Here is a 25,036-nt window from a genome sequence, read left to right as displayed (position 1 = left end):
GCCAGCGGCCGGCACCTACCGTTGCATTGCGGGCAGCGCGAACAGCCGCCGCGCGTTCTCCGTCGTGGCCTGGGCCACCGCGTCCAGCTCCATCCCGCGTAGCGCCGCCACGTGGCGGGCGATGATCGCCAGCCGGGCCGGTTCGTTGCGCTGGCCGCGGATGCCGGCGTCAGGCTGGTCCGGGGCGTCGGTCTCCAGCAGCAGCTGTTCCAGCGGCATCTCGCGCACCAGCCGCTGCAGGCGTTGCGCGCGTTCGTAGGTCAACGGGCCGCCGAGCCCGAGCAGGAAGCCCTGCCTGTGCAGTTGCGCTGCCTGTTCTGGACTGCCGGAAAAGCTGTGCACCACGCCGCGCAGGCCGCCGACGCGACGGATCGCGGCGATCACCGCATCCACCGCGCGCCGTGCATGCACGATCACCGGCAGCTCGAACTCACGGGCCAGTTCCAGCTGACCGATGAAATATGCCTGTTGCGCCTCGGCATCCAGGCCTTCAACGAAAAAGTCCAGACCACATTCGCCGATCGCGCAGGGGCGTTCGCGTTCGATCCACTCGCGCAGCAGCGGCAGGTGTCCAGGCTGGTGCTCGGCCAGGAACATCGGATGCAGGCCGTAGGCTGGGTACAGCCCCGGCGCCTGCTGGCAGACCTCGCGCAGCTTCGGCCAGCTGGCTGCGGTCACCGCCGGCACCACCTGCTGGTGCACGCCAGCGGCCTGCGCACGCTCGACCACCGCGGCGCGGTCGCGGTCGAACTCGCTGGCGTCCAGATGGCAGTGGCTGTCGACCAGCAGGCTCAATGCTGCTCCAGCGGCGGAGGCGCGGTGGTGTTGCGGCGCTTCCAGTTGGCCAGCAGCAGGGTGCCGAAGCCGAGCACCAGCTCATCGACGAACGGAATCGGGTCCGGGATGAACAGGGTCAGCGCGAACAGGCCCGCGGTGAGCTTGAACAGGGTGGGGTAGCGCAGCCGGCGCGCCCATTGCAGTACCGGCAGCAGCATCGGGTTGGCCATGGCGGGGGTCCTCCTGGGGAATATGCAAACGCTACCACGGGCCCAGCATTTCCCGATGCTGAATGGGTTACGGGAATGAGCAGGAAATGTGGAGATTCCGTTCAGGCAGCGCATGCTGCAATCTGGTTCGAGAACGTTGCGGATGGTCCGCAAGGAGCAGGTCATGAAAAGCACAACTACAACTGTCCTGGTCGCAGCGGGCGCGCTGCTGGTCGGTGGCATCGCCACTGCCGCCTTCATGAAGAGTGGCGACAGATCGCCCGATTCCATCAGCGCCGGAACCCCCAATGGTGAATCGCGCCTGGTCGATGGCAACGCCACCGACGATGGCGCGCGTGGTGACACTCTCGACCCGACCGCACCGCGTGGGCTGGAATATGCCGATGTGCTGAAGGTCGACCCGATCACCGAGAAGCAGAAGGCCTACGCCACCGTGATCGGCACCGATGCGGTGCGCGAGACCTCCACCACCCAGACCCCGCATGAAGTCTGCCAGGACGTGACGGTGCAGGAGCGACTGCCGGAACGTGACGGCAACGTCGGCGGTACCGTGGTCGGTGCTGTGGTGGGTGGCCTGCTGGGCAACCAGGTCGGCGGCGGCAATGGCAAGAAGGCCGCCACTGCGGCCGGCGCGGTGGCCGGTGGCTTCATCGGCAACCAGATCGACAAGCGCCATGTGGGGGGCCGCGTGGTCAACCGCACCGAGCGCCAGTGCCACACCGAGACCGCGACCTCCGAGTCGAGCCGCGTCACCGGCTACAACGTGACCTACCGCAACGAGGACGGCACCACCGGCACCATGCGCATGGCCAGCAAGCCGGGCAACCGCATTGCCATGGGTACCAACGACGTGGTGAAGGGGTACAACGTGACCTACCGCTATGACGGCGCCGAGAAGACGGTGCGCATGGACAACAAGCCGGCCAGCGATCGCCTGCCGGTGGTCGATGGCCAGCTGGTCACGCAGACCGCTGCTGCCGGTGCCACGGCGGCCAGCACGCGCCAGTAATCCAGACGCAGCATGCAGTACCTGACGGGCCGGCTTATGCCGGCCCGTTTCGTTGCAGCCGGCGAAATTCATCCGCGCGGGGCGTGAATCCACCATCATGGACGCTTCCTTCGACATGGAGCCGGCATGAGCATCTTCGACCTGCGCATCGAAACCGAGCGCCTGATCCTGCGGCCGCTGCTGCGCGAGGACTACGAACCGTATCTGGCGTTCTGCGCCGATGAGGCAACGATGCGCACCCTCGGTGGCGTGCAGCCGCCTTCGGTGGCCTGGCGTGGCTTCTGCAGCCTGGCTGGCGCTTGGCAGCTGTTTGGCTTCTCGATGTTCAGCGTGATCGAGAAATCCAGCGGTGACTGGATCGGGCGGATGGGGCCCTGGCAACCGCAGGACTGGCCCGGTACCGAGGTCGGCTGGGGCATCCGTCATGCCAGCTGGGGCCGGGGCTATGCGCCGGAAGCGGCGGTCGCAGCAATCGATTGGGCGTTCGACACGCTGGGTTGGGACGAAGTGATCCACACCATTGCCGAGAACAACGACAACTCGCGGGCGGTCGCGCGCAAGCTCGGCAGCACCCTGCTGCGCATGGGGGAGTTGCCAGCGCCGTACAACGACAAGCCGATGCAGATCTGGGGCCAGTCGCGCGAGCAGTGGCGTCAGCGCGCGCGCTGAGCCTTGCCCGGTAGTGCCGGCCGCTGGCCGGCAACCGCGTTGCGGCAGATTCATGCGATTGCCGGCCAGCGGCCGGCACTACCGGGTTGCCATGCTGCACCCGCGCTTGGCATTCATCGGCGCGCTTGCCAGACTGCACGCAGCTGGCCGCCGGCCGGATCCGATGGAGCAGGCGATGGTGGAAGAGCGCGTCCCGTTGACGGTGCATGGCATGTCGGTCTCGGGTAATTGCCACAAGGTGCGCCTGCTGCTGGAGCAGCTCGGCAGCCGCTACCGCTGGGTGGAAGTGGACAGTGCCCATGGCCAGACCCACACCCCCGAATTCCTGGCGTTGAATCCGAATGCCAAGGTGCCGCTGATCGTCCGCGACGATGGCCGCGTGCTGACCGAATCCAACGCGATCCTGTTCTGGCTGGCCGAGGGCACGCCGTACCTGCCCAGCGATGGCTGGGAGCGCGCGCAGGCGTTGAGCTGGATGTTCTTCGAGCAGTACACGCACGAGCCGTGCGTGGCGGTGGCGCGCTTCATCCGTGGCTGGACCCCCGCTGATTCACCGCGCCGCGCCGAACTGCCGCGCCTGCACGAGCGCGCCGCCACCGCGCTGGCGGTGATGGAGCAGCATCTGCGCCAGGCGCAATGGTTCACCGGCAACGGATATGGCATCGCCGATATCGCGCTGTTTGCCTATACCGACGTGGCGGGAGAGGGCGGTATCAGCCTGGAGCCATTCCCGGAAGTGCGTGGCTGGCTGCAGCGCGTGCGTGAAAAACCGCGCTTCCTGCCGATGCCGGCCGTGACCGCCGAGGTGCGCGCTCGCTTCGAAGCTGCGTGACTCTCACCAGGGTGACCCCCACAGGGTAGCGTCTGGCCAGCGCCGGGCGGAATGCAACAACGACACGGAGGGTGTTCGATGTTCGCTGTGGTTCCAGATCCGATTCCCGCACGCATGCGCGTGCTCAACCGCGCCGAAGTGTGCGACGTCAACTTTCTCGATGCGGTGCGTGGCTGGCGTGGAACCCCGCGTCCGCGCCCGGCGCCGGATGCGCCGATCCTGCCGGGCAGCACGCTCACTGCCGCAGCGTTTGGCGAACTGTTCGATTCGCAGCTGGCCAGCCGCCAGCTGGACCTGATGGCACGCGTGCTGCGCGTGCAGAACAAGGTCTTCTACACCATCGGTTCCTCCGGCCACGAGGGCAACGCGCTGCTGGCGCGGGCCTGCCGGCATACCGATCCAGCCTTTCTGCACTATCGCTCCGGTGCCTTCATGGCCGAGCGTTCGCGCCAGGTGCCGGGCATCGATCCGCTACGCGATGCCGCGCTGTCTTTCGCCGCCAGCGCCGATGACCCGGCCAGCGGGGGCCGCCACAAGGTGTGGGGCAGCAAACCGTTGTGGGTGCTGCCGCAGACCTCGACCATCGCGTCGCACCTGCCGAAAGCGCTGGGCACCGCGCTGGCCATCGAGAGCGGCAAGCGCCTGGGGCAGCCGTTGCCGATCCCGGCCGACAGCATCGTGCTGTGCTCGTTCGGCGACGCCTCGGCCAACCATGCCACCGCGCAGACCGCGTTCAACACCGCGATGTGGTCGGCCTACCAGAAGCTGCCGGCGCCGATCCTGTTCGTCTGCGAGGACAACGGGCTGGGCATTTCAGTGAAGACGCCGGAAGGCTGGATTGCCGAGCGCTTCAGCCGCCAGCCGGGGCTCGACTATTTCTTCGCTGATGGTCTCGACCTGGCCACCGGGCACGCCCAGGTGCAGGCGGCGGTGGAGCACTGCCGGCGCACGCGGCGGCCCACCTTCCTGCATCTGCGCACCACCCGCCTGATGGGCCACGCCGGCACCGATTTCGAGGTGGAATGGCGCGCGCTGCCGGAGCTGTGCGCGGCCGAGGCGCAGGATCCGCTGCTGCGCTCGGCGCAGATCGCGATGGAGTCGGGCTGGATGGATGCGGCCACCATCGAGGTCGCCTACGAAACGATGCGCGCGCGCTGCATGGCCGCGGCGGCGGATGCCGAAGGCCGCCCGACGCTGCAGTCGCTACAGGAGGTGATGGCGCCGCTGGCACCGTACACGCCGGCGGCGGTGCAGGCCGAGGCGCGGCGCGAGGTGCCCGCCGATGCGCGCGAAGCGCTGTATGGCGGTGTGGAGGCCCTGCCCGAGCGGCAGGCACCTCGGCACCTCGCCATCCAGATCAACCATGGGCTGCAGGAACTGCTGGCGAAGTATCCGCAGAGCCTGCTGTTCGGCGAGGACGTCGCGCAGAAGGGCGGTGTCTATACCGTCACCAAGGATCTGCTGCGCCGCTTCGGCCCACGCCGGGTGTTCAACACCCTGCTGGACGAGACCATGATCCTGGGCATGGCGCAGGGCCTGGCCAACATGGGCATGCTGCCGATCCCGGAGATCCAGTACCTGGCCTACCTGCACAACGCCATCGACCAGGTGCGCGGCGAAGCGTGCTCGCTGCAGTTCTTCTCCAATGACCAGTACCGCAACCCGATGCTGGTTCGGGTGGCCGGGCTGGGCTACCAGAAAGGCTTCGGTGGCCACTTCCACAACGACAATTCGATCACCGCGCTGCGCGACATTCCCGGCCTGGTGGTCGGTTGCCCGTCGCGCGGCGACGATGCGGTGATGATGCTGCGCTCGTTGGCCGCGCTGGCGCGGGTGGACGGGCGGGTGGCGGTGTTCCTGGAGCCGATCGCGCTGTACATGAGCAAGGACCTGCATGCGCCGGGCGATGGCCAGTGGCTGTTCGACTACCCCGCCCAGGGCCAGGCGCTGGTGCCGGGCGAAGGGCGGGTCTATGCGCCGGAGGCAGGCGACCTGGTGGTCTACACCTATGGCAACGGCGTGCCGATGGCGCTGCGCGCGGCGCGGGCAATCGAGCAGCAGCTGGGCTGGCAGGTGCGGGTGGTCGACCTGCGCTGGCTGGTGCCGCTGGATGCCGGCTTCATCGCCAGTCAGGCGGCCAGTGCGCGGCGGGTGCTGGTGCTGGACGAGGGCCGCCATAGTGGCGGGGTGGGCGAGGGCGTGGTCACCGCCCTGGTCGAGGCCGGTTTCGGCCACCTGCCATTGCGCCGGGTCTGCGGTGCCGATACCTATACGCCGCTGGCGGGGGCAGCAATGTTCGGGCTTCCAAGCGACAATGCGGTGATTGGCGCCGCCCTTGAACTGGCGCAGGAACCCTGATGTATGTGTGGATTGGCGGGAATGTTGTTGCCGGCGCCGGTGGCGTCGGCCGAGGTGCTGCAGGCGCAGGTCCTGGCCATGGGCGAGGCGCTGCACCACCGCGGGCCGGATGATGGCGGCAGCTGGGTGGATGCCGGGGCCGGCATCGCGCTGGCGCACCGTCGGCTGAGCATTCTCGACCTGTCGCCGCTGGGCCACCAGCCGATGGCCTCGTCCGATGGCCGCTACGTGATGGCCTACAACGGCGAGGTCTACAACTTCGCCGCCCTGCGTGCCGAACTGGAGCCGCTGGGGCATGTTTTCCGTGGCCACTCGGACACCGAGGTGCTGCTGGCAGCGATCCTGCAGTGGGGCATGGAAGACACCCTGCAGCGCTGCAACGGCATGTTCGCCATTGCGCTGTGGGACCGCCAGGAGCAGTGCCTGTGGCTGGCCCGCGACCGTGTCGGCAAGAAGCCGCTGTACTACGGCTGGGCCGGTGACACCCTGGTGTTCGGTTCGGAACTGAAGGCGCTGTGGCAGCACCCGGCCTTCGACAACGACATCGACCGTGACGCCCTGACCCTGCTGCTGCGGCTGGATTACATTCCGGCGCCGCACAGCATCCACCAGCGCTGCTACAAATTGATGCCGGGCCGCGTGCTGCGCCTGGATGCGGAAGCCGTGGCGGCGGGTGCGGCAGCGCACCGGCCGGAACAGGCGCAGCGCCCATACTGGGATGCCCGTGCACGCATGCAGGCGGCGCTGGCTGCGCCGTTCCAGGGCCGCATCGAGGAAGCCGAGGAGCAGCTGGACGGGCTGCTGCGTGACGCGGTCGCGCTGCGCATGGTGGCCGACGTGCCGGTGGGCGTGTTCCTGTCCGGCGGCACCGATTCGTCGCTGGTGGCCGCGCTGATGCAGGCACAAAGTGGCCAGCCGGTGCACAGCTTCAGTATCGGGTTCACCGGTTCGGGCCACGACGAGGCGCCGCTGGCCAAGGAACTGGCCGCGCATCTGGGCTGCGACCACACTGAACTCTACGTCAGCGGTGCCGATGCGTTGGCGGTGGTGCCGCAGTTGCCGGCGATGTTCGACGAACCCTTCGCCGATGCCTCGCAGGTGCCGACCGCGCTGGTCGCCCGCCTGGCGCGGCAGGGCGTGACCGTGGCGCTGTCCGGCGATGGTGGCGACGAGCTGTTCTTCGGCTATACCCGCTATGTACGCGCGCTGCGCAACTGGCAGATGCTGGGCCGTGTGCCGGGGCCGCTGCGGCGCTGGATGGGCGCGCGCTCCCGGCAGCAGGGCGAGGCCTCGCGTACCGGCGGCCTGGCCGCGCTGTTGGCAGAATCCGGCGCGCGTGGCATCGGTGACGTGTACCGCAACCGCATCTCGCGCTGGCGCGACCCGGCGGCGGCAGTGCCCGGGGCGCAGGCCGCGGGCAGCTTCTACGACCTGGCCGACCCGTTGCACGGTGCCGGCACACCGGCCGATGCGATGATGCTGGCCGATTACGTGACCTACCTGCCGGATGACCTGCTGTGCAAGGTCGACCGTACCTCGATGGCGGTCAGCCTGGAAGCCCGCGCACCGCTGTTGGATTCTCGCGTGGCCGAGTTCGCCTGGTCGCTGCCGCTGGGCTTCAAGCGCAGTGAAACCACCAGCAAGGTGCTGCTCAAGCGCGTGCTGGGCCGCTATGTACCGCAGTCGATGGTGCACCGGCCCAAGCGTGGTTTCGGCGCGCCGGTCAGTGACTGGCTGAAGGGCGACCTGCGGCCGTGGGCCGAAGATCTGCTGCAGCCCGCGCGGCTGGAGCAGGAGGGCGTGCTGTCGGCGGCCGCGGTACAGCCGCTCTGGCAGCAGTTCCTCGGCGGCCAGCGCAAGTGGCATACCCATCTGTGGAACGTGCTGATGTTCCAGGCCTGGCAGGCGCATTGGCGGCAGGTGCGCGCGGGCGTGACCGGCGGCTGATCTTCACCGGCATGCAAGGGCCCGGCGACTAGGCTGGGCCTCCCGCACCGTGAGGAGTATGTCCCGATGTCCGTCCACACCATCGCCGTGTTCGTCGGCAGCCTGCGCAAGGATTCCTGCAACCGCAAACTGGCCCATGCGCTGGAGAAGATTGCCGGCGACCGTGCGCGCTTCCAGTACGTGCAGATCGGTGATCTGCCGCTGTACGACCAGGACTTCGATGGCCACTATCCGGCGCAGGGTACCCGGCTGAAGGACCAGGTCCGTGCCGCCGATGCGGTGCTGTTCGTGACCCCGGAATACAACCGGTCGGTGCCGGGCGTGCTGAAGAACGCCATCGATATCGGCTCGCGCCCCTACGGTGACAGCGCGTTTGCCGGCAAACCGGCGGCGGTGATCGGCGCCTCCATCGGCCAGATCGGCACCGCCGTGGCCCAGCAGCACCTGCGCAACAGCCTGGCCTTCCTGGACATGCACGTGCTCGGCCAGCCCGAGGCGTTCATTCATTTCAAGGACGGCCTGATCGATGCCGATGGCACGGTCCACAATGAAGGCACGCAGAAATTCCTGCAGGGCTACGTGGACCGGTTCCTGGCGCTGATCGCGGTTCACGTCAAGGGCGATTGACGCCAGCGGTTGCCAGCCCCATCTGCGATAATGTCCGCTCGGGTGCCGCAATGGCGCCCGTCGCAGGCAGTGCGACGCCCCCACGCCAGTCTGGCCAGGCACCGGCGGATATCCCCCGTTTCTCCACGGCTTATCCACAGGCTTGTCCATGGCCGCCGGGGTCGGCGCATGCCTACACTCGTCCGGCCCACTTTCGCAGGAAACACCGCAGCATGTCCGCTCGCCCCGGCTTCCGTTCCAACCGCAGAGAGCGCGGTGAAGGCTTCGATCGCGATCGCGACGAGTCGCGCATCGACCAGTTGCGGGTACCGCCCCATTCGGTGGAAGCCGAGCAGGCGGTGCTGGGTGGCCTGATGCTGGCCCCGGAGGCCTATGACCGGGTCAATGACCAGCTGACCGAAGGCGATTTCTACCGCCGCGACCACCAGATGATCTATCGCGCGATCCGTGAGCTGTCCGAGCGCGAGCGGCCGTTCGATGCGGTGACCCTGGGCGAGTGGTTCGAATCGCAGGGCAAGATGGAACTGGTGGGCGATGGTGCCTACCTGATCGAACTGGCCAGTACCACGCCGTCGGCGGCCAACATCGTGGCCTACGCCGAGATCGTGCGTGACAAGGCGGTGCTGCGGCAGCTGATCCAGGTGGGTACCGACATCGTCAACGACGGTTTCCAGCCCGAGGGACGAGAGAGCAGCGAGCTGCTGGCCTCGGCGGAAAAGAGCGTGTTCGCCATCGCCGAACAGGGCGCACGCGGCCGTACCGATTTCGTGGCGATGCCCGGTGCATTGAAGGATGCCTTCGAAGAGCTGCGCAGCCGCTTCGAGAACGGCGGCAACATCACCGGCCTGCCGACCGGCTACAACGATTTCGATGCGATGACCTCCGGCCTGCAGCCGACCGACCTGATCATCCTTGCCGCGCGCCCGGCCATGGGCAAGACCACCTTCGCACTGAACATCGCCGAGTACGCGGCGATCAAGTCGAAGAAGGGCGTGGCGGTGTTCTCGATGGAAATGTCGGCATCGCAGCTGGCGATGCGCCTGATTTCCTCCAACGGCCGCATCAACGCACAGCGCCTGCGTACCGGCCAGCTGGAAGACGAGGACTGGAGCCGCGTCACCAGCGCGATCAAGATGCTGAAGGAAACCAAGATCTTCATCGACGACACGCCTGGCGTGTCGCCGGAAGTGCTGCGTTCCAAGTGCCGCCGCCTCAAGCGCGAGCATGATCTGGGCCTGGTGGTGATCGACTACCTGCAGCTGATGAGCGTGCCGGGCAACAGCGAAAACCGCGCGACCGAAATCTCGGAGATCTCGCGTTCGCTGAAGGGCCTGGCCAAGGAACTGCACGTGCCGGTGATCGCGCTGTCGCAGCTCAACCGCTCGCTGGAAACGCGTACCGACAAGCGCCCGGTGATGGCCGATCTTCGCGAATCGGGCGCAATCGAGCAGGATGCGGACATGATCGTCTTCATCTACCGCGATGATTACTACAACAAGGAAAATTCGCCGGACAAGGGCCTGGCCGAGATCATCATCGGCAAGCACCGTGGCGGCCCGACCGGGTCGTGCAAGCTGAAGTTCTTCGGCGAGTACACCCGCTTCGACAACCTGGCCCACGACTCGGTCGGTTCATTCGAATAACCGTAGTGCCGGCCGCTGGCCGGCAACCACCCCACGGCCGGCAAACCATTCGAAACGCCAAACGTCCGTATGTGGCGTGTAAATGACATGTAACGCGACGCTTTTACGATTCCGCCGCTGCTGCCCTTCGACGCCGCCCTTCGGCGTCCAGCGTGCCCAAGGAATCCGCCCCCATGCCGTCCCACGCTCCGCTTCGCCGCAATCTGCTGGCCCTGCTGGTCTGTGCTTCGCTGCCGTCGCTGGCTGCCGCTGAAACCGCCCCCGCCACCGACGCACAGTCGGCCACCACCCTCGATTCGGTCTCGGTGATCGGCCGCGGTGAAGCGCGCCAGGTGCAGCGCGTGACCGCCGAGGACATGAAGGTGCTGCCGCCGGGTGCCAATCCGCTGAAGCTGCTTGCAACCAAGCCGGGCGTGCATTTCGAATCGGCCGATGCCACCGGCGCCTACGAATGGTCCACCACCATCAGCCTGCGTGGCTTCAACCAGAACCGCCTGGGCTACACCCTTGATGGCATCCCGCTGGGCAACATGGCCTATGGCAACAGCAACGGCCTGCACATCAGCCGCGCGGTGATCAGCGAGAACCTGGGCGGTGCGGAGGTCTCCACCGGCATTGGCGCACTGGGTACGCCGTCCACCAGCAACCTTGGTGGCGTGTTCCAGTTCTACTCGATCGATCCGTCCACCGAGTATGGGGTCGTGCTGGCACAGAGCTTTGGTAGTGACAGCGCACGTCGCAGCTATGCACGCCTCGATACCGGCGAGCACCAGGGCTTTGCCGCCTACCTGTCCGGCGTGTATTCGGAAGGTGACAAGTGGAAGGGCAAGGGCTCGCAGGAGCTGAAGCAGTTCAACGGCAAGGCCACCTACAACTTCGGAACGGACAGCAGGATCACCGCGCTGTTCAACGCCTCGCGCCGCGTCGAGGCCGATTACCAGGATCTGTCGCTGGAAATGATCGATCGCCTCGGCTGGGACTGGGACAACTACGCGCCGGACTGGGATCGCGCCGTCGCCGCCGCACGCGGCAAGTTCAGCGGCGGCGTCAACAGCCCGTGGGATGCGTACTACTCCGGCCACGGCCTGCGCAACGATGACCTGTCCAGCATTGCCGGCGATTTCGGCCTGAACGAGTCGATGCGCTTGAAGGTCAATGTCTACAACCACAGCAACCGTGGCCAGGGCCACTGGTTCAGCCCGTCCAATCCGTCGAACCCGGGCACCAGCCGCGAGATTCCGATCTCGATCCGCACCACCGAGTACGCGATCGACCGTACCGGCGTGACCTCGGCGTTCACCTGGAACGTCGGTGGCCACGAACTGGAAGCCGGCCTCTGGTACGAGGACAACGGCCACAGCGTGCAGCGCAACTTCTACTACATCGACGGCCCGATCACCGACGACTTCTTCCTGCGCAACCCGGACCAGCGCGTGTGGCACCAGCGCTACACCACCATCACCCGCCAGTTCTACGTGCAGGATCGCTTCCGCCTGTTCGATGACCGCCTGACCATCGACATCGGCGCGAAGTCGCCGCATACCCGCACCAGCGTGCGCACGCCGCTGGGCAGCTATGCCGACAACAGCAGCCTGACCTCGAAGAAGGGCCTGCTGCCGCAGGCCGGCTTCAACTTCAAGCTCAACGAAGTCAACGAGATCTTCGGTTCGTTCGCCAAAAACGTCGCCGCCTATGCGCTGGGCGTGGGCAGCCCGTTCAATGTGCCGCAGGCCGCCTTCGATGCCAGCGCGAAGAACCTGAAGCCGGAACAGTCGCGCACCATCGAGCTGGGTTGGCGTGGCTACGGCCGCGGCTATGAAGCCTCGGTGGCGGTGTACGACGTCAAGTTCGACAACCGCCTGCTGGCCATCGCGCAGTGCGTGGGCATCCTCGGTTGCCCGGCACTGTTCTCCAACGTCGGTTCGGTGACCAGCCGCGGCGCCGAGGCGACCCTGCAGCTGAAGCCGATGCAGGACCTGACCTGGTCCAATGCGCTGTCCTGGAATGACAGCACCTACGACAACGACTACGTGAACAACGGCGTGGTGCCGACCCGCGGCAAGACGACCGTCGACACCCCGGAATGGATGTTCGCCAGCACCCTGGCGTGGACCCCGGGCCCGTGGGACCTGCGCCTGGCCGCCAACCATGTCGGCAAGCGCTACGTGACCTATACCAACGATGTGTCGGTGCCGAGCTACTGGCTGGTCAACGCCTCGGCGGCCTATGACTTCGGCAAGCTCGGCCCGGCGCAGAACCTGACCGTAGCGCTGAACCTGACCAACCTGACCGACAAGCGCTACCTGTCCTCGATCAACACCAATGGCACCTACGCCGCTGACCCGACCCGCAGCCTGGCGACCATGCAGGTCGGCGCGCCGCGCCAGGTGATGGCCACCGCTACCGTGCGCTTCTGATGCGCGGGCCTGTCGATCCGGAAAGCCGTCGTCGCCTGCTGCGCATGGCGTGGCAGGGCACGGGGGCGGCGATCGCGCTGGCGGCGATGCCGGGGTTGGCCACGGCCGGCCCACGGCCGCGGCTGGGGCGCGATCCGTTCACCCTCGGTGTCGCCGCCGGTGATCCGGATCCACAGGGGGCCGTATTGTGGACGCGGCTGGCACCGGACCCGCTCAATGGCGGCGGCATGCCGTCGCGGGCGGTGCCGGTGCGCTGGTTCGTGGCCGAGGACCCGGGCATGCGCCGGCTGGTGCAGCGGGGGACTGCGGCCGCGGTGCCCGAGCTGGCGCATTCGGTGCACGTGGAGGTCAACGGCCTGCGCCCAGGCCGCGACTACTACTACCGTTTCGCCTGCGACGGCGATGAGGAAAGCGCGGTCGGCCACTTCCGCACCGCGCCGCCGCTGGACACGCAACTGCAGCAGCTTCGGTTGGCCCTGTGCACCTGCCAGGCCTGGAACAGCGGCTACTACCCGGTCCTGCGCGATATCGCGCAGAGCGATGTCGACCTGGTGCTGCATGCCGGGGACTACCTGTACGAATACAGCCCGCTGCAGAACGCGCGTGGTCGTGCGCTGGATGCGCAACGCTTCAGTGGCGAGACCGTCAGCCTGGAGCGCTACCGTGACCAGTACGCGCTGTACAAGCTCGATCCGGATCTGCAGGCCGCGCACGCCGCACATGCGTTCGCGGTGATCTGGGACGACCATGAAGTGCAGAACGATTACTCCGGCATCCACCCGGAAAAACCCGGCGTATCAACGGAGGACTTCATCATCCGCCGCGCCGCCGCCTACCGCGCGTTCTACGAGCATCTGCCGATGCGCAGCACACCTGCGGGCAACGGCGGCCTGCGCGTGCATCGGCGCCTGCGTTACGGCGATCTGGCACAGCTGACCCTGCTCGATTGCCGCCAGTTCCGCCCGGCCAATCCCTGTGGCGTGGGCGAGTCGCCACGCTGTGATGCTGCACTGGACCCGCGCATGAGCATGCTCGGCACGGGCCAGGAGGTGTGGTTCGCGCAGTCGATGGCGGCCGCGCAGGGCACGCGCTGGAACGTGGTGGTGCAGCAGTTGCTGATGGCGCAGCTGCGGCTGGACGGTGGCACGCCACGCGAGCGCTTCTGGAATGACGCCTGGGATGGCTATCCCGCCGCACGTAACCGGCTGCTGCAGGCGATGCAGGCAGGCGGGCAGGGCAATGCCATCGTGCTGGGCGGCGACTGGCATTCCACCTTCGTCAACGACCTGAAGCTGGATTTCGACGCGGCCAGTGCGCCGGTCGTAGCCACCGAATTCATCGCCCCGGCGATCAGCAGTGGCGGCGACGACACGCCGTACGGGCCGTACTACGGGCCGTCGATACCGCAGAACCCGCATATCCGTTACTTCGACGGTGACCGCCGTGGCTGGTGGAAGCTGCAGCTGAACCGGCAGACCGTGGACGCGGAACTGCGCTTCGCCGACAGCGTGCTGCGTGCGGACGCTGCGGTGCGCACCGCGGCGCGTTTCCAGGTGACCCACGGCCGCCCGGGCGCGGTCCCGGTGTAAATCCCTGTGGTAGTGCCGGCCGCTGGCCGGCAATCTCCTGAATCTCCGGTTTCCCCGCAATCGGTTTCATCGCCCCCAGCCCGGGTTTCGTCGCAAACCGTTTGCGGGCGGCCAGAGCGGGGCGCCAAGGTGTCCGCAGGCGGCAAGGTGCCGCCACAAGGAGACCGTGATGAAGACCCTGTTCGCGCTCGGCGTGTGGTGCCTGCTGTTCGTGCTGTGCTGGCCGCTGGCGATCCTCGCCCTGATCGCCTGGCCGTTCGTGTGGCTGCTGAGCCTGCCGTTCCGCCTGGTCGGCATCACCTTCTCGGCGCTGTTTGCGTTCCTGCGCGCGCTGTTCATGCTGCCCGCGCGCCTGCTCGGCGGCTGCCCGGTGGCGGCATGAGGGCTGTGTTGCTGGTCGCGCTGGCATTGCTCGCGGGGCCGGCACTGGCCACACCGGTGCCGCCGTCCGCATGGCTGGAACGCCAGCAGACCGCCGCTGCCGATGAGGCGGATGCTGCAGCGGCCAGGGCGGTCAAACCCAAGGAGCGCTGCCGGGTGGTGAAGGAGTGGAAGGCCGGTGAAACCGTGGTCCAGCACCGGATCTGTGATGATCCGCCGAAGAAGCCGGCTGGAAAGGTGTAGCGCCGAGCCGATGCTCGGCTCTTTTCCCGGGATAGCCGAGCGTGGGCTCGGCTCTACATCATCAGCGCAATCAAAAAACCCCGCCGAGGCGGGGTTTTTTGTTTGCTGGAGTGTGCCGGCCAGCGGCCGGCACTACCGGCGAACGATCAGTTCGCCTTGTGGATAGCGCGCTTGCTGACCGCCATCGCGGCGTCGTGGATCACTTCCGACAGCGACGGGTGAGCGTGGCAGATGCGGGCCAGGTCATCGGCCGAGCCGCTGAACTCCATGGTCAGCACGCCTTCGTGCACCAGCTCGGAGACGTTGGCGCCGACCAGGTGCATGCCGAGGATGCGATCGGTTTCAGCATGGGCCAGGATCTTCACGAATCCTGCCGGCTCGATCATCGCCACGGCACGGCCGTTGGCGGCGAACGGGAAGCTGCCGGCCTTGTACGGAATGCCTTCGGCCTTCAGCTGTGCTTCGGTCTTGCCGACCCATGCCAGCTCCGGCTCGGTGTAGATGACCCACGGGATGGTGTCGAAGTTGACGTGGCCCGGCAGGCCGGCGATCAGCTCAGCCACCGCGATGCCTTCCTCGAAGCCCTTGTGCGCCAGCATCGGGCCGCGCACGCAGTCGCCGACCGCCCACACGCCGTTGACGCCGGTGTGGCAGTGCGCGTCGACTTCGATCTGGCCGCGCTCGTTGATCTTGACGCCGGTGCCTTCGGCCAGCAGGCCCTTGGTGGCGGCGCGACGGCCAACGGCCACCAGCAGCTTGTCCACGGTCAGGGTCTTTTCGCCTTCGCTGTCGGTGTAGGTGACAACGACTTCCTTCTTCTTGCCCTTGCCGGTGATCTCGGTCTTGGAGACCTTGGCGCCGAGGCGGATGTCCAGGCCCTGCTTCTTGAATTCCTTGGCAGCGGTCTTGGCCACTTCGGCGTCGGCCACGGCCAGGAAGTCCGGCAGTGCTTCCAGGATGGTGACTTCAGCGCCCAGGCGCTTCCACACGCTGCCCAGTTCCAGGCCGATCACGCCGGCGCCGATCACGGCCAGGCGGTTCGGCACTTCGGTGAAGTCCAGGCCGCCGACGTTGTCGACGATGGTCTCGCCGTCGAACTTGGCGAACGGCAGTTCGATCGAATCCGAACCGGCCGCGATGATGACGTTGGTGCCCTTCAGCTCGACGATGGAACCGTCATGCTGGGTGACCTTGACCACGTTGCCCGGCTGCAGTTCGCCGAAGCCGTAGTAGGCGGCGACCTTGTTGGCCTTGAACAGCATGCCGATGCCGCCGGTGAACTGCTTGACGATCTTGTCCTTGCGGCCAACCATCGCCTCGACGTCGATCTTGGCATCCTTGAAGCTGATGCCGTGGTCGCCAAAGATGTGGCCCATGTTCCAGAACTGGCGCGAGGAATCCAGCAGCGCCTTGGACGGGATGCAGCCCACGCGCAGGCAGGTGCCGCCCAGCGCCGGCTTGCCGTCCTTGCCCAGCGCTGCGTCGATGCAGGCGGTCTTCAGGCCCAGCTGGGCCGCGCGGATGGCAGCGTGGTAACCGGCCGGGCCGGCACCGATGACGACGACGTCGAATTGTTCAGCCATTGAATTATTCCTTGATGCATTACCAGAACCCCTCCGCGCAGGCGCGGAGGGGCGGGAGGTGTCTTACAGGCCGAACAGCATGCGGCCCGGGTTTTCCAGCTGGTTCTTGATGTCCACCAGGAACTGCACCGAGTCCTTGCCGTCGATGATGCGGTGGTCGTACGACAGCGCCAGGTACATCATCGGCGCGATCACGACCTGGCCGTTCTGGGCGATCGGACGCTCCTTGATGGCATGCATGCCCAGGATGGCGCTCTGCGGCGGGTTGATGATCGGGGTCGACAGCAGCGAACCGAAGGTGCCGCCGTTGGTCACGGTGAAGGTGCCGCCCTGCAGTTCTTCCAGGCTCAGCTTGCCATCACGGGCCTTCTTGGCGTAGTCGGCGATGGTCTTCTCGATGTCGGCGAACGACATGCGCTCGACGTTGCGCAGGACCGGCGTGACCAGGCCCTTCTCGGTCGACACGGCGATCGAGATGTCCGAGTAGCCGTGGTAGATGATGTCGTCGCCGTCGATCGAGGCGTTGACCAGCGGGAAGCGCTGCAGGGCATTGGCAGCGGCCTTCACGAAGAAGCTCATGAAGCCCAGCTTGATGCCGTGTGCCTTGACGAACTCGTCCTGCAGTTCCTTGCGCGCAGCCGAGACCTTGGACAGGTCGACTTCGTTGAAGGTGGTCAGCATGGCGGTGGAGTTCTTCGACTCCATCAGGCGCTCGGCGATGCGCTTGCGGATGCGGGTCATCGGCACGCGCTCTTCCGGACGTGCGCCACCGGCCTTGCCGGCGCCGCCGTTGCGGGCGAAGTTGACGATGTCTTCCTTGGTCACTGCGCCGCGACGGCCGGTGCCGTCGACGTCGGCCGGGTTCACGCCTTCGGTGATGGCGGTGAAGCGGGCGCCCGGCGGCAGGGTGTCGGCGGCCGACTTGGCAGCCGGGGCCGGAGCAGCAGCGGCGGCCGGTGCGGCAGCGGCCGGAGCGGCCTCGGCCTTCTTCTCTTCAGCGGCCGGAGCCGGGGCAGCAGCGACGGCGCCTTCCTCGATGATCGCCACGACCTGGCTGGAGGTCACGGTCGAGCCTTCGGCGAACTTGATTTCCTTGAGCACGCCGTCGACCGGCGACGGCACTTCCAGGACGACCTTGTCGGTTTCCAGGTCAAGCAGGTTTTCGTCGCGCTTGACGGCGTCGCCCACCTTCTTGTGCCAGGTGGCGATGGTGCCGTCGGCGACGGATTCGGGCAGTACCGGGGCTTTGACTTCGGTGGCCATTGCGGGAGCTTCCTGGTTTGTCTTCTAAATAGGGGGAGGATTATTCAGCGAACGTGTCGTTGAACGGGTTGACCAGTGCATCGGCGACCAGCTGCTGCTGTTCGCGGACGTGGTCAGCCATGTGACCGGCAGCCGGCGAAGCCGAACGTGCGCGACCGGCGTAGTGCAGGTTCTGGCCATCGGCCAGGCAGAACTGCAGGTGGTGGCGGATCTGGTACCACGCACCCTGGTTCTGCGGTTCTTCCTGCGTCCACACCACGTCGGTGGCCTTGCCGTACTTCTTCAGTTCGGCAGCCAGCAGCGCACGCGGGAACGGGTACAGCTGCTCCACGCGGATGATCGCCACGTCGTCCTGGCCACGCTTGGTCTGGTCTTCCAGCAGGTCGTAGTAGACCTTGCCCGAGCACAGCACCACGCGCTTGACCTTCTTGGCGTCCGCATTGGCGTCGCCGATCAGGTGCTGGAACTCGCCGTTGGCCAGTTCGTCCAGGGTCGACACGGCCAGCTTGTGGCGCAGCAGCGACTTCGGCGACATCACCACCAGCGGCTTGCGGGTGGTCAGGTGCTGCTGGCGACGCAGCATGTGGAAGGCCTGCGCCGGGGTCGACGGCACCACCACCAGCATGTTCTCCAGTGCGCACAGCTGCAGGAAGCGCTCCAGGCGCGCCGAGCTGTGTTCCGGACCTTGCCCTTCATAACCATGCGGCAGCAGCAGGGTCAGGCCGGAGATGCGGCCCCACTTTGCTTCACCGGCGGCGATGAACTGGTCGATGACGACCTGGGCACCGTTGGCGAAGTCGCCGAACTGGCCTTCCCAGATGCACAGCGTGTTCGGATCGGTGGTGGAGAAGCCGTACTCGTAGGCCATCACCGCTTCTTCGCTCAGCAGCGAATCGATGACGGTGGCCTTCTCCGGCGAATCCACCAGCTGCCGCAGCGGCATGTAGTAGTTGTCGGTCTTCTGGTCGTGCAGGATCGCGTGGCGGTGCGTGAACGTACCGCGACCCACGTCCTGGCCGACCAGGCGCAGGGCACTGCCTTCGTCGAGCAGGGTGGCGTAGGCCAGGTTCTCGGCAAAGCCCCAGTCGCCCGGGATCTCGCCAGCGGCCATCTTGCGGCGGTCGTCGTAGACCTTGGCCACGCGCGAGTGCAGCTGCACTTCGTCCGGAATGGTGTTGATCAGCTTGGCCAGCTCGACCAGCTTGTTCTTCTCGACCTTGGTCGAGATCGGGTCGGACAGCTTGCCTTCCAGCAGCTTCGGCCAATCGACGAACAGCGGGCTGGTCGGCGGGGTCTTCTCGACCTTGGCCAGCTCGGTGGTCACTTCACCGGCATCCAGCTTCTCGCGGTAAGCATCGACCATCGCCTTGCCGGCACCGGCGGCGATCACGCCCGCCTTTTCCAGCTGCTCGGCGTACATCTCGCGGGTGGTGGCGTGCTTGCGGATCACCTGGTACATCAGCGGCTGGGTGATCGCCGGTTCGTCGGCCTCGTTGTGGCCCCAGCGGCGGTAGCACATCAGGTCGATGACCACGTCCTTGGCGAACTTCTGGCGGAACTCGAAGGCCAGCTGCGCGGCGAACACAACGGCTTCCGGATCATCGCCGTTCACGTGCAGCACCGGGGCGGCGATCATCTTCGCCACGTCGGTGGCATAGCGCGTGGAACGCGTGTCCAGCGGGTTGGAGGTGGTGAAGCCGACCTGGTTGTTGACCACGATGTGCACGGTGCCGCCGACGGCGAAGCCGCGGGCCTGCGACATCTGGAACAGTTCCATGACCACGCCCTGGCCGGAGAAGGCCGCGTCGCCGTGGATCAGGATGGGCATGACCTGCTTGCGCGCGGTGTCCTTGCGGCGCTCCTGGCGCGAACGCACGGAACCGGCCACGACCGGGTCGGCGATTTCCAGGTGCGACGGGTTGAACGCCAGCGCCAGGTGCACCGGGCCGCCATCGGTGGCGACGTCGGCGGAGAAGCCCATGTGGTACTTCACGTCACCGGCCGAGGCGTGCTCGTCGTGCTCGAACTTGCCTTCGAATTCGTCGAACAGCTTGCGCGGGTTCTTGCCCAGGGTGTTGACCAGCACGTTCAGGCGGCCGCGGTGGGCCATGCCGATCACCACGTCCTTGACGCCATCCTTGCCGGCGCTGCGGATGATGGTGTCCATCATCGGGATCAGCGAGTCGCCGCCTTCCAGCGAGAAGCGCTTCTGGCCGACGTACTTGGTGTGCAGGTAGCGCTCCAGGCCTTCAGCCGCGGTCAGGCGCTCCAGTGTGCGGCGCTGGGTATCAGCGTCCAGCTGGTAGTTGCCACCGGCCAGTTCCAGCTTCTTGTAGATCCACTGGCGCTGCTCGACCTCGGAGATGTGCATGAACTCCGCACCGATCGAGCCGGTGTAGGTCGCCTTCAGGCGTGCCAGCAGGTCGCGCAGCTTCATGCGCGGCTGGCCACCGACGCCGCCGGTGCTGAACTCGCTGTTGAGGTCACCATCGGACAGGCTGTGGAACGGCAGGCCCAGGTCCGGGGTGTTGACCGGTGCGGCCAGGCCCAGCGGATCGAGGCGGGCGTCCAGGTGGCCGCGCGAACGGTAGGCAGTGATCAGACGACCGACATTGCGCTCGCGCTCGTCGCCTGCACCGTTGCCGGTACCGGCCTTCAGCGCATCCTTGGCCGCGTCCGCAATGTGGGAGATGACGGCCGAGTGCGGAATGTCACCTGCTTCACGGCCCTTGAAGCCGTCGAAGTAGGTTTTCCATTTGGGATCGACACTATCCGGGGAGACCAGGTACTGCTCGTACAGGTCCTCGACATAGGAGGCGTTGCCGCCGGCGAGTTGCGAAGATTGCGCAAACTGCTTCAGTTGATTGTCCACGATGGAGGGTGTTGATTCGCTTTGTGGGGTATGGCTTCAGAAGGACCCGGCAGGAAGATGAATAGCCCTGCGCGGGCGCGTTCAAACAGCCAAATTGTACCCCCAACCGGACACGAAGGGGCACCACCAGAGGTATCGCGCGTCCCCCGGTGCCGGTTCCAGACAGGTTGAGTCAGCCCGCTCCGCTCAGATGCCGAGCGCGCGCAGTTCGCTGCAATCACGCGAACGGTCCCAGACGCGCTGCAATTGCTGCTCGAACGGCTGCGAACGTGCCGGCAGCGCGATGCCGGCTTCGCCGTCGAGGCGATGGCCGATCAGACGAAAGTAGAAGTCGCCCGCATCGTTGAGCAGACAGGCCGAGGCCAGAGCACGGTCGACCGGGTCGGTGACCTCGCGGAACTGGATCACGCTGGGCAGGCGCTGGGCCAGCGCCAGCAGCGGTGCCCCGGCAGAGGCGATCGCGGCGGCGTCGTGCACGATCACCCGCAGCTGCTTGTCGTGGCGGGCGGTGACGAAGCGGCGCAGGGCGGCCTGTATCGGGGGCGCATCGAGCAGCCCGGGGTCCAGCTGGCGGCTATGCAGCCACAGCTGGCGACGGGCGCGGTGGATGATGGCCGTGGTGATGGCCACCGCCTCGGCGCGGCTGTCGATGGCGCTGGCCGCGCCCAGCCGGCGGCGCATCTGCTGGTGGCCGATGCCGGCCTCCTCGAACACCTCGCCTTCGGGCAGGAAACCCTGGCGGGCATAGAAGTCACGGGCGGGCAGCTGGGCGTGCAGATGCAGCTCGGGCAGGCCGAGCCGGCGCCCGGCCTCCACCAGTGCTTCCAGCAGGGCCCCGCCGACCCCGCGGCTGCGATGGCTGGCCAGCACCGCCATGCGGCCGATGCGGCCATCCGGGGCCAGCCGGCCCGTGCCGACCGGCTGGTTGTCACTGTCCAGCGCCAGCACATGGGCACTGACCGGGTCCAGCGCATCGCGTTCCAGCTCGGCGGCGATGCCCTGTTCCTGCACGAACACGCGTTGGCGCACCTCGTGGATGGCAACGTGGGCATCGGCGTGGCTGACCTGCTGGACCCGGATCATGGCGATGGCTCAGGCCCGACCGGCGCTGTCGTCTTCTTCGTCGTCCTCGAAGTTGACGATGACCTCGATGCCGTCGTCGTGCACGGTCACGGAGTGGACATCGTCGGACACCGCGTCGGCGTCGATCGCATCCACGCGGTCGCGGCCTTCGACGACCTCGCCGAGCGCCACGGCATCCTCGCCGTCTTCCTCGTCTTCGGCCTCGTATACCTCATTCGGGTCGATCAGCTGGAACACCCCGCCGACCAGCAGCTGCTGGACCACGGCACGGCCCTTGTCGGACAGGCCGCGATAAGCGGCGGCGTCCAGCTGTTCGGTGCCCGCCAGGCGCTGCGCGTCCTTCACCGGCAGCGCGAAGTCCTGGCCGCTGACATACAGGCTGGCGCCACGCTTGGCCCGGCGCCAGGCCAGGCGGGCCCACGGGTGGCGCTGCAGCAGCAGGCCCGAGGCCAGGGCCTGGACCACTTCTTCCTGTGCCGGTGCGGCCTGGTGGGCCATCACTTCGCCGGCCGCGCGGTAGGTGGTGATGAAGCGGCCGAACCAGTCGCCCAGCTTGTCCGGGTCGTTCATGCGGATGGCGTTGAGCGCGGTGATCACCCGCGCCATCGCCACCGTGTCGATTTCGTTCGGGTCGGCCGGCACCTTCAGGTCGGCATCCTGGTAGCGGATGTTCTCGTCGGCATCGGCGATCAGGGTGTCCAGGTAGTCGCTGATCAGCTCGGCCGAAGACGGCGCGCGCATGCCGAACGAGAATGTCAGGCAGGGATCTTCGGCGACGCCGTGGTGCGGCACGTTCGGCGGCAGGTACAGCATGTCGCCCGGCGCCAGCACCCAGTCGTGGGTCGGCTTGAACACCTTCAGCAGTTTCAGTTCCACGTCCGGGCGGAAGCCCAGCGGCGGCTGCTTGCCCTTGATCGATTCGCTGGCGTCGATCTGCCACCGGCGATGGCCATGGGCCTGCAGCAGGAACACGTCGTACTGGTCGACATGGGCGCCGACCGAGCCGCCGGTGGCGGCGAAGCTGATCATCACGTCATCCATGCGCCAACGCGGCAGGAAGCTGAAGTGCTCGATCAGGGCGCGCACGTCCGGGTCCCACTTGTCCACGTCCTGCACCAGCAGGGTCCAGTCGTGGTCGGGGAGGGCGGGGAACACGTCTTCCTGGAATGGACCGGTGCGCACGCGCCAGCCGTCCTGGGTCTTGTCGTGCTCGATCAGGCGTGCCAGCACGCCTTCCTCGCAGGCCAGCCCGGCCAGGTCTTCCGGCTGCACCGGGGTCTGGAAGTTGGGGAAGGCGTTGCGGATCAGCAGCGGGCGTTTCTGCCAGAAGTCGCGCAGGAAGGTGGCCGGCGCCATGCCCAGCGGCTGGCCGGGGCGGGCGGTGACTTCGATGAGGGGGGCGGAGGACTTGCGGGCGGCCATGGGGGAATCCTTGCAGCGGAAAGCGGGAGGGGCGGCGCGGCGGGCCGCCTGAGATCTCCATTGTCCGCCGTTCGTGGGGATTGCGCACGTGCGCGGGTTTGTCGCGGGGTGTCCGGCCAACGGCGGAGCCCCTCGTGGCGGGGTGGTTGGTCGCGCAAAGCGCCGGCTTCCTGGGCTGGGCCGGGCGGGGTGGGGTCGCGGGACACGCCGTGAACCCATCCATGGGGGCTCGATGGCGCCATCCATGGCGCCAACGGTCCCGCGAACCCACCCCGCCCGGCCCCTGACAGTTTCCTGCGCGGCCCGCCACGGAATGGAAGAAGAAAAAGCAAGGCAAAAGCGGGTCGCGCGCTGCGCTTGCTCATCCCAAAACAAAAGAGGGACGCGGCGAAGCCGCGTCCCTCTTTCAAATTCCGTCCCGACAACCCCACGCTCTTCGATCCGTCACCGGAAATCTGTCAGAGGCGGGGCGGGAGGGGCCAGCGGGACCGTTGGCGCCATGGATGGCGCCATCGAGCCCCCATGGACGGGTTTACGGCGTGTCCCGCTGGCCCATCCCGACCCGCCCAGCTAGCAGCAATCCAGAGCCGCTCTTGACGTTGCTGTTGCCGTTGCCGTTGCCGTAGAGCCTGCCGCAGGCAGCGCCCGCGGCCGCGGCCGCAAAGGAAACTCCTTAAATCTTCTTCGCCAGCGACTCGGCCAGGCCGGTGTAGCTGCCCGGGGTCATCTCCAGCAGGCGCTGCTTCGCATCCGCCGGCAGCTCCAGCCCCTGCACGAACGCACGCATCGACTCGGCGGTGATGCCCTGGCCGCGGGTCAGCGCCTTCAGCTGCTCGTACGGGTTCGGCAGGCCGTGGCGGCGCATCACCGTCTGCACGGCCTCGGCCAGCACTTCCCAGGCCGCGTCCAGATCGGCATCCAGGCGCTGCGGGTTCACTTCCAGCTTGCCCAGGCCCTTGGCCAGCGAATCCAGCGCCACCTGGCTGTGGCCGAACGCGGTGCCCAGCGCACGCAGCACGGTGGAGTCAGTCAGGTCACGCTGCCAGCGGCTGATCGGCAGCTTCGCGCTGAAGTGCTCGAACAGCGCGTTGGCAATGCCGAAGTTGCCTTCCGCATTCTCGAAGTCGATCGGGTTGACCTTGTGCGGCATCGTCGACGAGCCGACTTCGCCTTCCTTCAGGCGCTGCTTGAAGTAGCCCAGCGAAACGTAGCCCCAGATGTCACGGGCCAGGTCGATCAGGATGATGTTGGCGCGGCGTGCGGCATCACCGATCTCGGCGATGTTGTCGTGCGGTTCGATCTGCGTGGTGTACGGGTTGAACACCAGGCCCAGGCCGGTCACGAAGCGCTCGGCGAAGGCCGGCCAGTCCACGTCCGGGTAGCTGGCGATGTGGGCGTTGTAGTTGCCCACCGCGCCATTGATCTTGCCGGTCAGTTCGACCGCGGCAATCTGCCTGCGCTGGCGTTCCAGGCGGGCGACCACGTTGGCCAGTTCCTTGCCCAGGGTGGTCGGCGAGGCGGTCTGGCCGTGGGTGCGCGACAGCATCGACTGACCGGCCTGGGCGTGCGCCAGGCTGCGCAGGCTGTTGGCGATGCCGTCCAGGGTCGGCAGCAGCACCTCGCGGCGGGCCTGTTCCAGCATCAGGCCGTAGCTGAGGTTGTTGATGTCTTCGCTGGTGCAGGCGAAATGCACGAATTCCAGCGCCGGGGCCAGCTCGGCGTCGTCCTTCAGCTGTTCCTTGATGAAGTACTCCACCGCCTTGACGTCATGGTTGGTGGTGCGTTCGATCTCCTTCACGCGCGCGGCCTGGACCGGGCTGAAGCTGGCGGCCAGGGCGCGCAGGCGGGCGACGGCGGCGTCGGAGAACGGGGCCAGTTCGACGATGCCCGGCTCGGCGGCCAGGGCCAGCAGCCACTCCACTTCGACCGTGATGCGGGCCTTGATCAGGCCGTACTCGGAGAAGATCGGGCGCAGGGCGTCGACCTTGCCGGCATAGCGGCCATCGAGCGGGGACAGGGCGAGCAGGGCGGAATCGGACATGTCGGCAGGGCTGGGGCGAGCGGCGGGGGCCATATTCTACGACGTGCCGG

At 67.0% G+C, this 25,036-nt stretch carries 19 protein-coding genes; 11 read left to right on the top strand and 8 right to left on the bottom strand.

What is annotated here, in order from left to right; all coding sequences use genetic code 11:
* Positions 1 to 15: 15 nt before the first annotated feature.
* Together ACSYS9_RS16080 and ACSYS9_RS16075 are read right to left on the bottom strand one after the other, a co-directional pair.
* Positions 16 to 795, bottom strand: coding sequence for a TatD family hydrolase (locus tag ACSYS9_RS16080; RefSeq protein WP_049420901.1), 780 nt, complete (start codon positions 793 to 795; stop codon positions 16 to 18).
* Positions 792 to 1,007, bottom strand: a complete 216-nt coding sequence (locus tag ACSYS9_RS16075) for a DUF6116 family protein (RefSeq protein WP_071229761.1) — start codon at positions 1,005 to 1,007, stop codon at positions 792 to 794. Before ACSYS9_RS16075 ends, ACSYS9_RS16080 begins: the two co-directional genes overlap by 4 nt.
* Before the next feature lie 163 nt (positions 1,008 to 1,170).
* Between ACSYS9_RS16075 and ACSYS9_RS16070 the strand changes: the two genes are divergently transcribed.
* From ACSYS9_RS16070 to ACSYS9_RS16020, 11 genes are all read left to right on the top strand, one after another.
* Positions 1,171 to 2,016, top strand: coding sequence for a glycine zipper 2TM domain-containing protein (locus tag ACSYS9_RS16070; protein ID WP_049398785.1), 846 nt, complete (start codon positions 1,171 to 1,173; stop codon positions 2,014 to 2,016).
* A 126-nt stretch (positions 2,017 to 2,142) separates the two neighbouring features.
* Positions 2,143 to 2,685, top strand: a complete 543-nt coding sequence (locus ACSYS9_RS16065) for a GNAT family N-acetyltransferase (RefSeq protein ID WP_071229762.1) — start codon at positions 2,143 to 2,145, stop codon at positions 2,683 to 2,685.
* Positions 2,686 to 2,860: 175 nt separating this feature from the next.
* Positions 2,861 to 3,517 (top strand): glutathione S-transferase family protein, encoded by a 657-nt coding sequence (locus ACSYS9_RS16060; RefSeq protein ID WP_071229775.1) that lies wholly within the window; start codon positions 2,861 to 2,863, stop codon positions 3,515 to 3,517.
* Positions 3,518 to 3,595: 78 nt separating this feature from the next.
* Positions 3,596 to 5,875 carry a thiamine pyrophosphate-dependent enzyme gene (locus ACSYS9_RS16055; protein WP_071229763.1) on the top strand — a complete coding sequence of 760 codons (2,280 nt, stop codon included), beginning with the start codon at positions 3,596 to 3,598 and terminating at the stop codon, positions 5,873 to 5,875.
* A 3-nt stretch (positions 5,876 to 5,878) separates the two neighbouring features.
* Positions 5,879 to 7,822 (top strand): asparagine synthase (glutamine-hydrolyzing), encoded by a 1,944-nt coding sequence (gene asnB / locus ACSYS9_RS16050; protein ID WP_071229764.1) that lies wholly within the window; start codon positions 5,879 to 5,881, stop codon positions 7,820 to 7,822.
* 66 nt (positions 7,823 to 7,888) lie between these two features.
* The gene (locus ACSYS9_RS16045; protein WP_071229765.1) at positions 7,889 to 8,449 is read left to right on the top strand and encodes an NADPH-dependent FMN reductase; all 561 of its coding nucleotides are present in this window, start codon (positions 7,889 to 7,891) and stop codon (positions 8,447 to 8,449) included.
* A 212-nt stretch (positions 8,450 to 8,661) separates the two neighbouring features.
* Complete coding sequence (locus ACSYS9_RS16040; RefSeq protein ID WP_049398749.1) at positions 8,662 to 10,092, top strand: replicative DNA helicase; 1,431 nt, start codon at positions 8,662 to 8,664, stop codon at positions 10,090 to 10,092.
* Between the two features lie 173 nt (positions 10,093 to 10,265).
* Positions 10,266 to 12,509 carry a TonB-dependent receptor family protein gene (locus ACSYS9_RS16035; RefSeq protein WP_071229766.1) on the top strand — a complete coding sequence of 748 codons (2,244 nt, stop codon included), beginning with the start codon at positions 10,266 to 10,268 and terminating at the stop codon, positions 12,507 to 12,509.
* The gene (locus ACSYS9_RS16030; protein WP_071229767.1) at positions 12,509 to 14,098 is read left to right on the top strand and encodes an alkaline phosphatase D family protein; all 1,590 of its coding nucleotides are present in this window, start codon (positions 12,509 to 12,511) and stop codon (positions 14,096 to 14,098) included. The genes ACSYS9_RS16035 and ACSYS9_RS16030 overlap by 1 nt, the downstream gene beginning before the upstream one ends.
* A 169-nt stretch (positions 14,099 to 14,267) precedes the next feature.
* A complete protein-coding gene (locus ACSYS9_RS16025; RefSeq protein WP_071229768.1) occupies positions 14,268 to 14,480 on the top strand; it encodes a hypothetical protein in 213 nt (70 codons plus the stop codon).
* Positions 14,477 to 14,722: a hypothetical protein gene (locus tag ACSYS9_RS16020; RefSeq protein ID WP_071229769.1), complete on the top strand. Its 246-nt coding sequence runs from the start codon at positions 14,477 to 14,479 to the stop codon at positions 14,720 to 14,722. The genes ACSYS9_RS16025 and ACSYS9_RS16020 overlap by 4 nt, the downstream gene beginning before the upstream one ends.
* Before the next feature lie 146 nt (positions 14,723 to 14,868).
* Here ACSYS9_RS16020 and lpdA read toward each other — a convergent pair whose 3' ends face one another.
* From lpdA to purB, 6 genes are all read right to left on the bottom strand, one after another.
* Positions 14,869 to 16,305: a dihydrolipoyl dehydrogenase gene (lpdA, locus tag ACSYS9_RS16015; protein WP_049398740.1), complete on the bottom strand. Its 1,437-nt coding sequence runs from the start codon at positions 16,303 to 16,305 to the stop codon at positions 14,869 to 14,871.
* A gap of 63 nt (positions 16,306 to 16,368) precedes the next feature.
* On the bottom strand, positions 16,369 to 17,568 hold the full coding sequence (gene sucB, locus ACSYS9_RS16010; RefSeq protein WP_032129627.1) for a dihydrolipoyllysine-residue succinyltransferase: 1,200 nt from the start codon (positions 17,566 to 17,568) through the stop codon (positions 16,369 to 16,371).
* Between the two features lie 40 nt (positions 17,569 to 17,608).
* Positions 17,609 to 20,440: a 2-oxoglutarate dehydrogenase E1 component gene (locus ACSYS9_RS16005; protein WP_032129626.1), complete on the bottom strand. Its 2,832-nt coding sequence runs from the start codon at positions 20,438 to 20,440 to the stop codon at positions 17,609 to 17,611.
* Positions 20,441 to 20,626: 186 nt separating this feature from the next.
* The gene (locus ACSYS9_RS16000) at positions 20,627 to 21,523 is read right to left on the bottom strand and encodes a GNAT family N-acetyltransferase (RefSeq protein ID WP_071229770.1); all 897 of its coding nucleotides are present in this window, start codon (positions 21,521 to 21,523) and stop codon (positions 20,627 to 20,629) included.
* 9 nt (positions 21,524 to 21,532) lie between these two features.
* Positions 21,533 to 22,945 carry a ribosomal protein uL16 3-hydroxylase gene (locus ACSYS9_RS15995; RefSeq protein WP_071229771.1) on the bottom strand — a complete coding sequence of 471 codons (1,413 nt, stop codon included), beginning with the start codon at positions 22,943 to 22,945 and terminating at the stop codon, positions 21,533 to 21,535.
* Between the two features lie 673 nt (positions 22,946 to 23,618).
* Positions 23,619 to 24,986, bottom strand: a complete 1,368-nt coding sequence (gene purB, locus ACSYS9_RS15990; RefSeq protein ID WP_071227452.1) for an adenylosuccinate lyase — start codon at positions 24,984 to 24,986, stop codon at positions 23,619 to 23,621.
* Positions 24,987 to 25,036 lie beyond the last annotated feature (50 nt).

Source organism: Stenotrophomonas sp. STK17_22 (genome assembly GCF_051983905.1).
GTDB lineage: Bacteria > Pseudomonadota > Gammaproteobacteria > Xanthomonadales > Xanthomonadaceae > Stenotrophomonas > Stenotrophomonas maltophilia_A.
The sequence above is the reverse complement of the archived record's forward strand: the minus strand, read 5'-3'. Positions and strand labels throughout refer to the sequence as shown.